13 protein-coding genes are annotated in these 14,064 nt (G+C 67.0%); 8 read left to right on the top strand and 5 right to left on the bottom strand.

Translation table 11 applies throughout. The features are described from left to right. Positions 1-39: 39 nt before the first annotated feature. Complete coding sequence (locus tag ACMGFH_RS17230) at positions 40-1,959, bottom strand: HAMP domain-containing protein (protein ID WP_415379694.1); 1,920 nt, start codon at positions 1,957-1,959, stop codon at positions 40-42. Positions 1,960-2,168: 209 nt separating this feature from the next. On the opposite strand from ACMGFH_RS17230, the gene ACMGFH_RS17225 reads away from it, so the two are divergent. The 3 genes from ACMGFH_RS17225 to ACMGFH_RS17215 all read left to right on the top strand — a co-directional run bounded on the left by ACMGFH_RS17225 (position 2,169) and on the right by ACMGFH_RS17215 (position 5,343). Next, entirely contained in the window at positions 2,169-2,936 is a 768-nt protein-coding gene (locus ACMGFH_RS17225; RefSeq protein ID WP_415379692.1) for an IclR family transcriptional regulator, read from the top strand. Between the two features lie 646 nt (positions 2,937-3,582). Then, a complete protein-coding gene (locus ACMGFH_RS17220) occupies positions 3,583-4,131 on the top strand; it encodes a KH domain-containing protein (protein ID WP_274321853.1) in 549 nt (182 codons plus the stop codon). A gap of 150 nt (positions 4,132-4,281) precedes the next feature. Beyond that, positions 4,282-5,343, top strand: coding sequence for a zinc-dependent alcohol dehydrogenase family protein (locus ACMGFH_RS17215; protein WP_415379691.1), 1,062 nt, complete (start codon positions 4,282-4,284; stop codon positions 5,341-5,343). A gap of 51 nt (positions 5,344-5,394) precedes the next feature. Here the strand turns inward: ACMGFH_RS17215 and ACMGFH_RS17210 are convergent, their stop codons facing one another. After that, positions 5,395-6,174, bottom strand: coding sequence for a hypothetical protein (locus ACMGFH_RS17210; protein ID WP_415379689.1), 780 nt, complete (start codon positions 6,172-6,174; stop codon positions 5,395-5,397). A 388-nt stretch (positions 6,175-6,562) separates the two neighbouring features. Here ACMGFH_RS17210 and ACMGFH_RS17205 point away from each other — a divergent pair, with 388 nt between their 5' ends. Beyond that, on the top strand, positions 6,563-7,732 hold the full coding sequence (locus tag ACMGFH_RS17205) for a zinc-dependent alcohol dehydrogenase (RefSeq protein WP_415379688.1): 1,170 nt from the start codon (positions 6,563-6,565) through the stop codon (positions 7,730-7,732). 79 nt (positions 7,733-7,811) lie between these two features. Here the strand turns inward: ACMGFH_RS17205 and ACMGFH_RS17200 are convergent, their stop codons facing one another. Beyond that, positions 7,812-9,116 carry an amidohydrolase gene (locus ACMGFH_RS17200; protein WP_415379687.1) on the bottom strand — a complete coding sequence of 435 codons (1,305 nt, stop codon included), beginning with the start codon at positions 9,114-9,116 and terminating at the stop codon, positions 7,812-7,814. Between the two features lie 122 nt (positions 9,117-9,238). Between ACMGFH_RS17200 and ACMGFH_RS17195 the strand changes: the two genes are divergently transcribed. Both ACMGFH_RS17195 and ACMGFH_RS17190 read left to right on the top strand, forming a co-directional pair. Next, the gene (locus ACMGFH_RS17195) at positions 9,239-10,276 is read left to right on the top strand and encodes a radical SAM protein (RefSeq protein ID WP_415379686.1); all 1,038 of its coding nucleotides are present in this window, start codon (positions 9,239-9,241) and stop codon (positions 10,274-10,276) included. Positions 10,277-10,531: 255 nt separating this feature from the next. After that, on the top strand, positions 10,532-10,954 hold the full coding sequence (locus ACMGFH_RS17190) for a DUF1648 domain-containing protein (RefSeq protein WP_415379685.1): 423 nt from the start codon (positions 10,532-10,534) through the stop codon (positions 10,952-10,954). 134 nt (positions 10,955-11,088) lie between these two features. On the opposite strand, the gene ACMGFH_RS17185 is transcribed toward ACMGFH_RS17190, so the two are convergent. Continuing rightward, on the bottom strand, positions 11,089-11,340 hold the full coding sequence (locus ACMGFH_RS17185) for a HalOD1 output domain-containing protein (protein WP_415379684.1): 252 nt from the start codon (positions 11,338-11,340) through the stop codon (positions 11,089-11,091). A 155-nt stretch (positions 11,341-11,495) separates the two neighbouring features. Here ACMGFH_RS17185 and ACMGFH_RS17180 point away from each other — a divergent pair, with 155 nt between their 5' ends. Beyond that, entirely contained in the window at positions 11,496-11,690 is a 195-nt protein-coding gene (locus ACMGFH_RS17180; protein ID WP_415379683.1) for an AbrB/MazE/SpoVT family DNA-binding domain-containing protein, read from the top strand. A 167-nt stretch (positions 11,691-11,857) separates the two neighbouring features. Here ACMGFH_RS17180 and larE read toward each other — a convergent pair whose 3' ends face one another. Beyond that, complete coding sequence (larE, locus tag ACMGFH_RS17175) at positions 11,858-12,778, bottom strand: ATP-dependent sacrificial sulfur transferase LarE (RefSeq protein ID WP_415379682.1); 921 nt, start codon at positions 12,776-12,778, stop codon at positions 11,858-11,860. 269 nt (positions 12,779-13,047) lie between these two features. Between larE and ACMGFH_RS17170 the strand changes: the two genes are divergently transcribed. Beyond that, a complete protein-coding gene (locus ACMGFH_RS17170) occupies positions 13,048-14,025 on the top strand; it encodes a hypothetical protein (protein WP_415379681.1) in 978 nt (325 codons plus the stop codon). The last annotated feature ends 39 nt before the right edge of the window (positions 14,026-14,064 follow it).

Genomic DNA, 14,064 nt, shown 5'->3' with positions numbered 1-14,064 from the left:
ACCGCGATTCAGAGGTCCCGCACGGACGGGTCGATCCGGTCAGTCGCCGTCGCCGGATAGCGGCCCCTCGCCGGGCGACCCGCCGTCGTCGCGGTTGGGGTAGTAGAACTCGCGTTCGGTCTCGGTCTCGAAGCCGTCGAGCACCTCTCTGAGCGGGCCCGCGTACTGGGTGAGGTCGTTCGCCCGCTGGGTGACCTCGTTGAGTTCGGCCGCCTGTTCCTCAGCGGCGCCCGCGACGAGTTCCGTCTCGGCCAGCGTCTGTTCGCTGATCTCCGCCACGCGCGAGACCGTCTGAGCGATCTCTTCGAGGTTGTCGAGCGGTTCCGCGACGTCGAGTTCGTCGTGTTCGGCGGCGTACTCGTCGAAGAGGTCGACCAGATCGTCGAGCTCGGCCGAGACGGCCTCCAGTTGCTCCTTCTGGTCGTGTGCGTCGTCGGAGATCGCCTGGACCGAGCTGGCGACGTGCTCGCTGGCGGTCTTGACGCTCTCGGAACTCGACTGGACGACCTCGCCCGAGTGTTCGACCTCCTCGGCGAAACTGCGGAGTTGCCCGGTCGTCTTCTCCAGTTCCGCGACCATGTCGTTGAACTCGCGGGCGATCCGGTCCATCGAGTCGTTCTCGTTGTCGGGGTCGAGCCGCTGGGTCAGGTCGCCCTCCGCGCATTGCTGCATGATGTCGGAGTACTCCTCGGCTTTCTCCTGGAGATACTCGTTCATCTCGATCGCCTCGGCCCGGGAGACCTCGGCGCGCTGGCGGGCGTGTTCGGCCGCCTCGATCTGGTCTTTGAGCGAGCGACGCATGTCGTCGAACCCGTCGTAGAGCTGGCCGATGCTGTCGATCCGGGGCGACGTGATAGCCACGTCGAGGTCGCCCTCCCGCATCTCGTCGGCGCGGCGCCGCAGTCGATTGATGTCGCGGGTCGTGCTGAGTCCGATCGCGGTCCCGACGAGGCCGATGAAGACGACGCCCCCGAGCGTCGACAACCGTCCCCACAGGGAGATAGTCCGGACGAACCCGAAGACGTCGCTGGTCGGTTCGTGGACCAGCACGACCCACGAGAGGTCCGAGCCGAAGACCCGAACCGGCGCGTACCCGACCGTGTACTCCTCGTCGAGCACCTGTGAGTGCGGCCCCATCCGCGGGATGACGCCCGCGGGCCCACCGGCCGGACCCGACTCCTCGGTCGCGAGCCTGACCGGTCGCAGCGCGTCCTCGGTCCCGTACTGCCGGAGGATCTCGCTCGATCCCGTCGCGACCTGGACGGTGCCGTTCGAGTCGACGACCTGGGTGAACCGCGACGAGATCCCGTCCTGATCGATGGAGTTGGCGAGCTGTTGGACCTTGTACTCGACGACCAGATACCGGTCGTCGGTCCCCTGCACCGGGCTGACGAACGCGATGACCCGGTTGTCCCCGTCGACGACGTGGACGTCCGTGGTGTGTACGTCCGCGACTCCCATCTCGTCCATCGAAACGTTCGCCAGCCACCCGCGCTCGATGGCCGACACGTCGGTGTCGAACGGGAACTGCGGACTCGCCACGACCGACGCCGGCGCCGTCGAGCGGTTGATGAGGTAGATCGACTGGACGCCGTAGAGATTCGCCCCCGTGGTCGCCAGCTCGTTGCGCATCTGATAGCCCGCCCTGTCGCCGTCGCGGGTCAACACGGCGTTTTTCGACGCGAGCTTCACCGACACGGAGTTGCGCTGGATCCACTTCTCGACGACGTTGGCCTTCTGGGTCGCCAGTTCCTCGTACTCCTGTTCGACGTCGTGTTCGACCTGCGACGAGAGCTTCCCCGTCGCGGTCGCGCCGATGAGCGCCACCGTCAGCGCCATCACACCCAGTATCAGTGCGAACTTGAGGATGAACCGCTTACGGACGAAGTCCGGAACGACCGTGCGTATCGCCCCAAGGGCCCCACGTCCCTCGGTTTCACCACCGATGTCGTCCTCCATGGTTGTTCCTGTGAGAAATGACCCCGGTGTAATAAGTGTTCCCACACGACAAGGATCGACCCGAACACTGATCCCACCCGTTCCGGGGCCACTTTCTCTCGAACACCGCTCGCCAGCGAATCCCCGGTCCACGGTCGATACGGCCGTGGGACGCCGTGGTCGTTTCCCACCTGCGAACGTATAAGGATCACCCGCCGGAACGGAACGGTATGACACCGGACGACGGGAAGACGGTGCAAACGGCCGTGACGAGCTTCGAGATCCTCGAAGGGATCCGCGAGCTCGGCGGCGCGGGGCCGACGGCGCTGGCGGACCACCTGGGACGCTCGAAAAGCGGCGTGTACAAACACGTCCGCACGCTCGCGGACCGCGGGTACCTGACGGAGGACGACGGCGAATACCGGTTGGGACTCGGGATGTGGACGCTCGGGGCCGGCGCTCGCGCGGAGTATCCGGTCGAGGCCGGTCGGCGAACCGTGGACAGCCTGGTCGCCTCCGTCGGCCACACCGCCAGCCTCGTCGTCTACGAGAACGGCGTCGCGTCCTCCGTCTACCGCGAACTGCCTGGTACCGACGTCGACGCGCCGGGGTCGCTCGGGGACTCGCTCCCCCTGCACGCGACGGCGGCCGGGAAGGCCGTGCTCGCACACCTCCCCGACGCCGAGCGTCGGACCGTTCTCGACGAACAGCCGTTGACCGAACACACCGCCGAAACCACCACGGATGCCGCCAGATTGGTCGGCGAACTCGCGTCCGTTCGCGGACAGCGAACGGCCACCGAGCTAGAGGAGTATCGCGCGGGCGTCCACGGCGTGGCGTCACCGGTGCTCGACGACAGCGCGAACCCCATCGGCGCGGTATACGTGACAGGGCCAGCGGAGAGCCTCTCTGAGACCCGCCTCGAAGCGAAGATCGCGGGCCTCGTCGTCAGTGCATCGCGGTCCGTCGAGAACGCGCTCTCGACCGGCGGGGACTGAGTCGTTTCCTGTCCGCGAACGGGATCCCGCCGATTACCTGCTGGTCGGCGCCAGCTGTTCGCGTCCAGGAAACGACCTGACGGACGAGGACCCATCGCGATTACAGCCATAATCCTGTAATAGAGGAAGAAGACTTTTGAAAGGGAACCACGCTTCAGATGCGAACGGCGAACCGGACGCTGCATAAACAGTAATAATCTAGATGGTATCCGATATGACTAATATTTCCGAGTATAACGAATTAACTTCCCAGATGTCGAATCATCGCACATCAGTAGTCTAAACGCAAGAAAATCGCGCATCTGCCATCGATTGTCGTGGGCATCCAAAAGAACCAATACTAAACAGATAGAAATAGTATACCCCTATACACCACTTCTAAGCGGATTTAAGATAGTCTTTCCTCAGACGTGAGACTTCGAAACAATAATATTGCTTACTATGATTTTTTCAAGACTATTCTGCCAGAGGAGGGCACTGTCGTCGGGTACGGACCCGGGATGACGGGAATCGGTCGGTCGCAGTCGTCGGGGAGGACAGAACTGTCGGTCGCCGCCGTGTGAACGTCGCCCGTCGTCCGCGCGACACGTTCGCACGGCACCGCGCCAACAAAGCCTTAAAACGACGGAGTCTCCTACGGTCAGGCATGCAACACGTGAAGATTCCGCAGGACCGGATCGGCGCTCTCATCGGCGAGGGGGGTGAGACGCTGCGGGCGATCGAGGACCGTGCGGAGGTCCGGCTCGACGTCGACAGCGAGACGGGGCAGGTCAAGGTCGAACAGACCGGCGACCCCATCACCGCGCTCAAAGGGCCCGACATCGTCAAGGCCATCGGCCGCGGGTTCGCCCCCGACGAGGCCATGCGCCTGCTCGATGACGAGATGATGATGTTCGACATCATCGACATCGACGCCGCCGCGCGCAACCAGAACGACCTCCAGCGACACAAGGGCCGACTCATCGGCGAGGGCGGTCGTACCCGCGAACTCATGGAGGAACTCAGCGGCGCTTCGGTCGTCATCTACGGCTCCACGCTGGGCATCATCGGCGGCCCCGAACAGGTCGACGTGGTCCGCGAGGCGGCGGAGATGATCATCGAGGGCGCCCCGCACGGCACCGTCTACTCGTTCCTCGAAGAGAAGCACAACGAGATGAAACACAAAGGGCTAGATTACCACCAGTTCACCGGTTAGATCTGGTAGTCTGTCTGTTTCCACGATCCCCCGCGAGTCCAGGCAGATCCCGGATCGTCCCGGACAGCGCTGTCGATCTCGACTCCGATAGTTCGTTCAGCCACGATCCCGAAGCGAGGGTATTTGACGGCCGACACCGATACCCGAGGTATGCGCGCAGCAGTCTTCACGGACTACGGGGAACCGCTGGACGTGCGGGAGGTCGACGACCCGGAGCCGGAGTCACACGGCGCGGTCGTCGCCGTCGAGGCGTGCGGGGTCTGCCGCAGCGACTGGCACGCCTGGCAGGGCGACTGGGAGTGGCGCGGCCTCGACCCCGTGCCAGGCCACATCCTCGGGCACGAGCCCGCCGGCCACGTCGTCGCCGTCGGCGAGGAGGTCGACGGCGTCGCCGAGGGCGACCACGTCGCCGTCCCCTTCAATCTCGGCGACGGCTCCTGTCACCTCTGCCAGACCGGCCACTCGAACATCTGTGAGAATCGCCAGGCGCTGGGCCTCCAGCCCGCCGCGCCGGGTGCGTTCGCCGAACAGGTGCCGGTCCCCCACGCCGACCACAACCTCGTCGAACTCCCGGAGGGCGTCTCGTCCGTGGACATGGCGGGGCTGGGCTGTCGGTTCATGACCGCGTTCCACGGGCTGGCTCACCGCGCCGACGTGGGCGCGGGCGACTGGTTCGTCGTCCACGGCTGCGGCGGCGTCGGCCTCTCGGCGGTCCAGATCGCCGACGCCATCGGCGCCAACGTGATCGGCGTCGACCTCATGGACGAGAAACTCGACTTCGCCGCGGAGCAGGGCGCCGTTCACACGGTCAACGCGAGCGAGGTCGAGGACCCCGCCGCGGAAGTCCGGGCGATCACCGACGGCGGCGCCGACGTCTCGATGGACGCGCTGGGCATCGAGACGACCTGCCGGAACGCCATCGAGAGCCTCGGGAAGACCGGCCAGCACGTCCAGGTCGGACTCACCACGAAGGAAGCGGGCGGGAACCTCCCACTGCCGACCGACGAGATGGTCACCAGCGAGATCGACTTCTACGGCGCGCTGGGGATGCCCCCCGAGCGCTACGACGAGATCTTCCGCATGGTCGCGACCGGAAAACTCGACCCCGCCGCGATCATCACCGACCGCATCGGCCTCGACGACGTCTCCGGCGTCCTCGACGACATGACCGACTTCGAGACCGTCGGGATCCCCGTCATCGACGAGTTCTGACGAAGGTCGGCGAAAAGAGAACCGGAAATGTGCTCCGCGTCGGTCGACTCGCTACTGTTCTTTTCCGTTCGCGCCGTTGCCGTTCCCGCCGCCGTTGCCGTTCCCGTTGTTGCCGCCCTCGTCGTCGCCGTCGTCGCTACCACCGGCGTGGTCGGGCGGCCCCTGCGTCTCGTTGCCGTCGTCGCTACCACCGGCGTGGTCGGGCGGCCCCTGCGTCTCGTTGCCGTCGTCGTTCCCCCCGGCGTGGTCGGGCGGACCCTGCGTCTCGTTGCCGCTCTCGTTGCCGGCGTGGTCAGGCGGGCCGCGGGTCTGGTTGCCGGGGCCCGCGTGGTCCGGCGGGCCGCTCCCGTTACCGGGGTTGTTCGCCGTGACCCAGCCCGCGATCGCGAGTCCGCGCGGCCCCTCGGTCTCGTTCAGGCCGGAGATGAAGTCCGTCACCTGCAGGCCGAACGGCGTCGCCGTCTCGTTGCCGGTCTCGTTCCCGCCGGCCGTCAGTTCGGCCTCGGTGGACGCCGTCACGTTGTCGATCTCGGCGGTGACCGAGATAGTCAGGTTCTCCTCGGGGTTCGGGAGTTCCACTGCCCCGTTCGCGTCCGTCTCGTAGGAGCCGTCACCGGCGTAGGTGACGTTGTCCGTCACCGTCGTCACGTTCACCGACGCGTTCTCGACGCCCGTGCTGTTCCCGTCCGTGACCGACACCGTCACGCCGTCGCTCTGTGTCACGCCGACGCTCAGCGAGTCGACCGACGACGTCGTCGCCCCCATCGCTGGTGCCGCCACGGAGACGACCATCAGTGCCGCCAGTACTATCGCCCGAGTGTGTTGACTCATACGTCACTACTCCACGACTGGAGATCACTTAGTGGCCGGTTACCCCTAGATCGGTTTTCGCCGAGTTAACCTGAATTTCCCGTCTGTAAACTATCTTCCCGGACATTATCTCCCGTGAGAATAGCTGTTTGGGACGGCGACGAGACGATTCGGGACGGTCGCGAGTCGTCGCGCAGGCGATCGACCGTCGCCCTCGGCCCGCTGGCGGACTGGCGTCGAGCCCCGTTCCTGGGACCGCACCGGGGCCGCACCAGTGCCTCTTGCACGCGCAGGGGCCACTTTTAGCCGATTCGTGGGAGAAACGCGCGAACAGATATCGTACCATGAACCCCACTCCAGCGAACGAGTCCCCTGACTCGCGGCGAACGGACGCTGACGGGAGCGAGCGATGAGAGCGCTCACGTGGCACGGGGAACAGGACATCCGCGTGCAGGACGTCCCGCGACCGGAGATCGTCAATCCGAACGACGCGGTGATCGAGATCACGGCCACCGCGATCTGCGGCTCCGACCTCCACCCCTACAACGACAACATCCCGGGGATGCGCGAGGGCGACGTCATGGGACACGAGCCGATGGGCGAAGTGGTCGAGGTCGGGCCCGAGGTAACGACGCTCGACGAAGGCGACCGGGTCGTCGTCCCGTTCACGATCAGCTGCGGGGAGTGCTGGTTCTGCCAGCGCGAACTGTACTCGCTCTGTGACAACTCCAACCCGAACGCCGAGATGGCCCGAGAGGTGATGGGCCAGTCCCCGGCCGGGCTGTTCGGCTACTCGCATATCCTCGGCGGGTACGCCGGCGGTCAGGCCGAGTACCTGCGGGTGCCCTACGCCGACGTGGGCCCGATCAAGATCGAGTCGGACCTCCCCGACGAGCAGGTGCTGTTCCTCTCTGACGTCTTCCCGACGGGGTACATGGCCGCCGAGAACGCCGACATCGACGACGGCGACACGGTCGCGGTCTGGGGCTGCGGTCCGGTCGGGCAGTTCACCGTCCAGAGCGCGCAGCTGCTCGGCGCCGACCGCGTGATCGCCATCGACCGCGTGCCCGAGCGCCTGGAGATGGCCCGCGAGCACGGCGACGCGGAGACGATCCACTTCGAGGAGGAGGACGTCTACGACACGCTGATGGCGATGACCGGCGACCGCGGACCGGACGCCTGCGTCGACGCCGTCGGGACGGAGGCCCACGGGACGGGCCTGGCTGGCGTGACCGACCGCGCGAAACAGGAGGCGGGGCTGGAAAGCGACCGCCCGCACGTCCTCCGCGAGGCGATCACCTGCTGCCGGAAGGGCGGGACGCTGTCGGTCCCCGGCGTCTACACCGGCGACGTCGACGGCATCCCGTTCGGGTCGCTGATGAACAAGGCGCTGACCGTCAAGAGCGGCCAGACACACGTCCAGCGCTACCTCGACCCGCTGCTGGGGAAGATCGAAGACAGCGAGATCGACCCGTCGTTCGTCGTCACCCATCAGGAGCCCCTGGAGAAGGGGCCGGAGATGTACCGGACGTTCAACGACAAGGACGACGACTGCATCAAGGTCGTCCTGACTCCCTGAAGCGGCGACGTCTCGGTGATGAGCCGAGACACACCACACCGGTTCTCTCAGTCGCCGCTCTCGGCCCGGTCGATGCCCTTCAGTCCTCGCTCTCGGCCCGGTCGACCAGCGCTTCGGCGCGCTCCGCCGCGCGCTTTCGCACCGCACCCTCGTCGAGCGTCAGGACCTCGCGGTCGCGCATGAGCACCTCGCCGTCACAGACCGTGTGGCGCACGTCGCTGCCGCGGACGGCGTAGGCGAGGTGACTCACGAGGTCGTGAGCGGGCGTGAGGTGCGGCGCGTCCAGGTCGATCACGGCCAGGTCGGCGTTCGTGCCGGCCTCGATCCGGCCGCTGTCGAAGCCGAGCAGGTCCGCGCTCCCCCGCGTGACCATCTCGACGACCGCCTCGGCGGGGACGGCACTGGCGTCCTCGGCCGCCAACTTGCCGATCATCGCCGCGTCGCGCACCTCGTCGAACGCGTCGAGGTCGTTGTTCGACGCGGCGCCGTCGGTGCCGATCCCGACCGTCACGCCCGCGTCGCGGAGTCGCTGGACCGGCGCCATCCCGCTCGCGAGTTTCATGTTCGAGGCCGGGCAATGGGCCACGCCGGTGCCGCGCTCGGCGAGGAGTTCGATCTCCGTCTCGTCGACGTGGACGCCGTGGGCGACGTAGGTGTCCTCGGTCAGCAGGCCAAGTTCGTCGGCGTATTCCAGGGGTCGGACGCCGTGTTCGTCGACGATGGGGTCGACCTCGTTCTCGGTCTCGTTGGCGTGGAAGTGGATCGCGAGATCCGCGTCGCGAGCCTTCGGGACGAACTCGCGGAGATACTCCTCGCCCACGGTCGTCAGCGAGTGGGGCTGGAACGTCGTCGCGATCCGCCCGTCGGCGGCGCCGTCGAGTTCTCTCGCCACGTCGAGGCTCTGCTGGAGGTCGGCGCGGGCCGCCTCGTCGTCCTTCCCGACAGTGACCGCGGTATGACCGAGCACAGCCCGGACGCCCGCGCGTTCGACCGCGTCGGCGATACGGTCGACGTGGAAGTACATGTCCGAGAGGGCGGTCGTGCCGGACTTGATCATCTCGATCAGCCCGAGTTCGGCGCCGACCTCGACGTCGTCGCCGGTGAGTTCGGCCTCGACTGGCCAGACGTCCTCCTGCAACCACGCGTCGAGCGGTTTGTCGTCGGCGTAGCCCCGCAGGAGCGTCATCGCTACGTGCGTGTGGGCGTTCACGAGTCCCGGGACGACGAGCCCGTCGCTCGCGTCGAGGGTCTCGTCGGCCTCCAGTACGCCGGGGTCGTCGACGGTCGTGATCTCGCCGCTGTCTCGGTCGACGAGCACGTCCGCCCGTTCGACGGAGAGATCGGGTCGCAGCACCTGTCCGCCGGCAACGAGGAGTTCGCTCATGCCCCGGGGTTGGCCCGGCGGGTGCCTGAATCTACCCCTTCGCCGCCATCGCGAATGTGACCGGCTCACACCCCGACGCGGGAACGCACGACTTTTCCCGCTCGGGCGGATAGGTAGGGCCGATGATATCCGAGGGCTGCGAACAGTGCGCCAAAGGCGGCAAGCTGGTGCTGTTCGTCTACGGGTACTGCGACCAGCGCGACTGTTTCTACTGCCCCCTCGGCGAGAACCGCAAGAACGTCGAGCAGGTCTACGCCAACGAGCGCCCCGTCGAGTCCGACCGGGACGTGCTCGAAGAGGCCGAGCGCATGGACGCGCTGGGCGCCTCCATCACCGGCGGTGAACCCCAGGAAGCGATGGGCCGCACGACGCGCTACCTCTCGCTGCTGAAAGACGAATACGGCGAGGATTTCCATACTCATCTCTACACCGGCATCACCGGCGGCCGCGAGAACATGCGCCGCCTGAGCGAGGCCGGCCTCGACGAGATCCGGTTCCACCCGCCCTACGAGCAGTGGGGCGATTTACACGGTACCGAGTGGGAAGACATCCTCTACGTCGCCCGCGAAGAAGGCCTCACGCCCGCCTTCGAGATCCCCGGTATCCGCCCGGAACAGGAGTTCATCGACTTCCTCGACGAGGGCGCCGCGGACTTCTGTAACATCAACGAGTTCGAGATGTCCGACGGGAACTACCGCCGGATGCAAGAGGAGGGCTTCGAGTTGCGCGACGAGCACATGAGCGCCGTCGACAGCCCGCGCGAGGAGATCCTCGACCAGATGGGCGACCACGAGAAGGTGTACTTCTGCACGAGCGTCTTCAAGGACGCCGCCCAGCACCGTCGCCGACTCAAGCGAATGGCCCGTAGCCTGCGCCGGCCGTTCGACGAGATCACCGACGACGGGACCCTCGTCTACGGGAAGACGTGGGCCGAGCCCGAGCGCTTCGAGGCCCTCGGCGTGCCCGAGGAGTTCTACACGGCGAAGTCCGACCACGTCGAGGTGGCCTGGTGGCTCCTCGAAGAGATGGTCGAGGACGGCGACGTGGAGAAGGGCGAAATCGTCGAGCAGTACCCGACCTACGACGGGACCGTAGTGGAACGGACGCCGCTGTCCGGGAGTAGTGCTGATGACGGCGGGCAGAGCGCGGCGGGCGACTGATCGCGCCCGCGCCGAACGGAGTGAGGCGCCTTTTTGCCCCATCTTTTTGCGCGAGTGGGTCGCGGAGCGACCCCGAGCGGAAAAAGGTGGTCGCAGCAGTACCCGACCTACGACGGGACGGTCGTCGAACGGACACCGATATCGAGCGGCAGCGGTGGGAGCGACAGCGGACAGAGTGCGGCCGGCGACTGATTCTGTCCGCGCGCCTCTGCGCTCGTCGCGTACTTACTTGAGATCGGCCGGCGAACGACGGCTATGGCGTTCAGATCCACCCGGGCGGACTGGCTGTCGCTGGCGATCGGGGCCGCGACGCTGGCCGCCGGGCTGGCGGTCTGGGGACGACTTCCGGCAGAGATGGCGGTCCACTTCTCGGCGTCGGGGAGGCCGGACAACTTCGTCCCGAAGTCCGTCGCGATCGCTGCGCTGCCGGCGCTGACGGTCGCGTTGCCGCTGTTTCTCGACGCCGTCGCGCGCTTCGATCCGCCCGAGGAACCGCAGGTCCTCGAAGTGGTGAAAGTCGCGACGACCGCGCTACTGGCGACCGTTCAGGGGTTCGTGCTCGCCTGGAACCTCGGGTACGACGTGCCCTTCGACCTCTTTATGGCGGGCGTCGCGATCTGGGCCGTCGCGCTGATCGGGTACTCGGTCGCGGTCGAACGGGGCTACGGCCCGGCCTGAGAGGGTCTTGCGCACTACTTCGATAGCGTGGGAGGCCAACCACGACAGCCACAGATAGGTCTCGCCGATTCGTAGAGCGACCGACGGAGCGAGTCGATCGTCGGCGGCGCGGCTCGGAGTCGCGGATGCGGTCCTCACTCCGTGGCGTTGCGAACGGTGATCGTTTGGCCGTCCACGGTGACGCACAGGCCTTCGTACTCGAACTCGACGACGGCCCCATCGTCGTGTCCGACGAGCCGGTCGAACGCGTCCGATTCGATGGACTCCGCGAGCGGGTCGAGGTCGCAACTGGGGGAGTTCTTCAGCGCGGCGATCGTTCGGACGACGCCGATACTCGGGGACTCGTCCGGCTGGATCCGGCGGGTGTACGGTTCGTCTAGCGGCATCGACGGTGTATCGCTGTCCTTCGCTGTCACGGTATCATGCACTCTGTGTTCGACGTGTGCAGGTCTCCGCCACCCTTCATAAATCTGACCAAATATGTACATGGTGGCGCGGCGGACCAAAGAGGTTATCTTAAGATAATTAGGAAGAAGGTTTAATGCCGAAGAAGACGGTCGGTGTGCGAGGCCGAGACGGGACGTCGACAAAGGACATCTCGATCCCCGCCGGGATCGCTCGCGAACACGACATCGAGATCGGCGACGAGTTCGCCATCGACACTGCGAGGGACGAGAACGGGCGGCTCGTGGTTCGATACACCCGGCTAGACGAGGCGAACGGGAACTCGGAGTAGCAGGCGAGGCGAACGCTCTCTTCGGCCCTGGGGAGGGTCGGGGTTCGTCTCAGCGAGAACGGGCGGCACGGGGCGCGACCGATAGCGCGTGCTGAACTGGCTCGGCGCAATAGCTCGCGGGCGGTACCTCCGCAGTCGCCAGCGCGCGCCGCAGCGAAAATCGGCGCTCAGATCTCGTCGGCGGTGGGGTAGTCGGCGGCGAACACGTCCTCGACGAGCGGTTCGTCGTCGCCGTCGTCCCGTTCGCCGGGCTGCTGCTCGTCGTCCGCGTCGTCCTCGTTCGCCGGACTGACACTGCCGGTGCGATACCCCTCCAGATCGAGCGTGACGTGGTCGAACCCGAGGTCGCCGATGTGCTGCTGTGCGGCGGCGACGAAGTCCGGGTCGAGCGCCTGCTCCAGTTCGGCTTCGCCGACCTCGATGCGGGCGATGCCGTCGTGGTCGCGCACGCGGAACTGGTCGAAGCCCCAGGTGCGCAAGACGGTCTCGGCCTTCTCGATGCGGGTAAGTCGCTCCTCGGTGACTTCGAGGCCGGTCGGGATGCGCGAGGAGAGGCAGGCCATCGAGGGCTTGTCCGCGACCGAGAGGCCGTATTCGTCGGCGATCTCCCGGACTTCGGACTTGACAATGCCGTGTTCGAGGAGCGGCGAGTAGGCGTCGAGTTCGTCGACGGCGCGGAGGCCGGGGCGGTGGCCCTCGCCGGGGTCCGAGGCGTTCGTGCCGTCGCAGACGACGTCGATGCCGAGTTCCTTGGCGCGGTCGAACATGGCGCCGAGGCGCATCGTCCGGCAGTGGTAACAGCGGTCGTCGCCGTTCTCGACGAACGCCTGGCTGTCGAGTTCGGAGAACTCGGCGATCTCGTGGCGGATGCCGATCTCCTCGGCGACGCGCCGGGCGTCGTCGAGTTCCGCTGCGGGCAGCGTCTCGCTTTTGGCCGTGCAGGCGACGGCGTCGTCGCCCAGCGCGTCGTGGGCGATGGCGGCGACGGCGCTGGAGTCCACACCGCCGGAGAAGGCGACGAGGACGCCGTCGCGGTCGGCCAGGTCGGCGCGCGCGGCGTCGAGTTTGTCCGCGACCGAAGTGCTCATCGACGGCGATTCGGCTCGAACCGGCAAAAGCCCGTTGTTCGACCGCTCGCCACGGGGCGAACGGATTCGGTGCCGGGGACGCCAGTCGGAGTGGTGACCCCGCAGGTGCCTGCCGCGGGCCTTTCCGGACGGCAGTCGACTCGCCGATATGGTGGATCGTCCTCGCAGTCGGGTCCCTGCCGGCCGCGCTCGCGGTCGCGAGCGCGGCGGACGGCCCGGCGCCGTGGCGTCGAGTGCGGTGGAGACGGGTCGGGGCAACCGAGCGATCGATGGCCGGTAGGGGTTCCACCGGCGGCTCGGACGGCGACGCCGGACGGATCCGGCACTGGGTCTTTCTGGACGGGAACCGCCTGCTGATCACGGGTCTGGTGTGTCTCGGTATCTTCGCGCTGACGCGCGCGCTGGTCGCGGCGGACCTGCTCGCGGTCGGGCCTCGCAGCAGCGTGCCGACGGCGTTCGGCAGCGGCGTCACGGCCGGCGTGTTCACGCTCATCACGCTGACGCTGACGGTCAACCAGCTCATCTCCTCGCAGGTGTTCGGTCAGCCCGACTCGCTGCGGAGCCGCTACGAGAAGGGCGCCGAATTCCACGACGCGGTCTCCGAACTCGCCGCCTCCGGACGAGCGCCCGTCCGGGGGTCCGAGTTCATCGCCGCCATCGGGACGGCGCTGGACGACCACGCGGCGTCGCTTCGGGAGCGGCGCGGTGCGGCGGGGGAGGCGAGCGGCGACCTCGACGGCCTCGCCGACCGTCTCGGCGACTTCGCCGACGAGATCGAGCGCGTCTCCGAGGAGATGGACCCGATAGACGTCATCGCGACGACCGCCGGATCGGACTACGCGCGGCTCCGCAACGAGACGCTGGCGGTCGCGGACAGCGCGGTCCTGCCCGAGGACGTCGTGGACGACCTCGACGGCGTGGAGGAACTCCTGGGGCACCTCTCCGTCGGGCGACAGTACTTCAAGACGCTCGCGCTCCAGCAGGAACTCGCAAAGCTCTCGCGGGAGATCATCTACATCAGCGTCCCGACCCTGCTCGTCGCGGTGTACGTCCCGCTGTTGTACCGATCGGAAGGCGCGGCGGTCCCCGAATCGGCGCTTCCGTGGCTCGTCAGCGGTGCGTTCGCGGTGACGCTCGCTCCGCTCGTCCTGCTGGTGGTTCGGTTGCTCCGCGTGTCGACGGTGATGCGCTACACCGTGTCGGTCGCGCCGTTCGCGCCGCCCGAGGACTGGCCGTGGAACGAGTGACCGGGGGCGGGCCGGCGACGCGGCGGGGGATTTTTCTCC

It is taken from the genome of Halosimplex rarum (assembly GCF_047715405.1).
Lineage (GTDB): Archaea > Halobacteriota > Halobacteria > Halobacteriales > Haloarculaceae > Halosimplex > Halosimplex rarum.
The sequence above is the reverse complement of the archived record's forward strand: the minus strand, read 5'-3'. Positions and strand labels throughout refer to the sequence as shown.

Bases quoted from the DNA above. Each gene is read 5' to 3' on its own strand.
- ACMGFH_RS17230 (WP_415379694.1), bottom strand. From the start codon at position 1,959: ATGGAGGACGACATCGGTGGTGAAACCGAGGGACGTGGGGCCCTTGGG.
- ACMGFH_RS17195 (WP_415379686.1), top strand. From the start codon at position 9,239: ATGATATCCGAGGGCTGCGAACAGTGCGCCAAAGGCGGCAAGCTGGTG.
- ACMGFH_RS17185 (WP_415379684.1), bottom strand. From the start codon at position 11,340: ATGCCGCTAGACGAACCGTACACCCGCCGGATCCAGCCGGACGAGTCC.
- ACMGFH_RS17220 (WP_274321853.1), top strand. From the start codon at position 3,583: ATGCAACACGTGAAGATTCCGCAGGACCGGATCGGCGCTCTCATCGGC.
- ACMGFH_RS17215 (WP_415379691.1), top strand. From the start codon at position 4,282: ATGCGCGCAGCAGTCTTCACGGACTACGGGGAACCGCTGGACGTGCGG.
- ACMGFH_RS17180 (WP_415379683.1), top strand. From the start codon at position 11,496: ATGCCGAAGAAGACGGTCGGTGTGCGAGGCCGAGACGGGACGTCGACA.
- larE (WP_415379682.1), bottom strand. From the start codon at position 12,778: ATGAGCACTTCGGTCGCGGACAAACTCGACGCCGCGCGCGCCGACCTG.
- ACMGFH_RS17190 (WP_415379685.1), top strand. From the start codon at position 10,532: ATGGCGTTCAGATCCACCCGGGCGGACTGGCTGTCGCTGGCGATCGGG.
- ACMGFH_RS17200 (WP_415379687.1), bottom strand. From the start codon at position 9,116: ATGAGCGAACTCCTCGTTGCCGGCGGACAGGTGCTGCGACCCGATCTC.
- ACMGFH_RS17205 (WP_415379688.1), top strand. From the start codon at position 6,563: ATGAGAGCGCTCACGTGGCACGGGGAACAGGACATCCGCGTGCAGGAC.
- ACMGFH_RS17225 (WP_415379692.1), top strand. From the start codon at position 2,169: ATGACACCGGACGACGGGAAGACGGTGCAAACGGCCGTGACGAGCTTC.
- ACMGFH_RS17210 (WP_415379689.1), bottom strand. From the start codon at position 6,174: ATGAGTCAACACACTCGGGCGATAGTACTGGCGGCACTGATGGTCGTC.
- ACMGFH_RS17170 (WP_415379681.1), top strand. From the start codon at position 13,048: ATGGCCGGTAGGGGTTCCACCGGCGGCTCGGACGGCGACGCCGGACGG.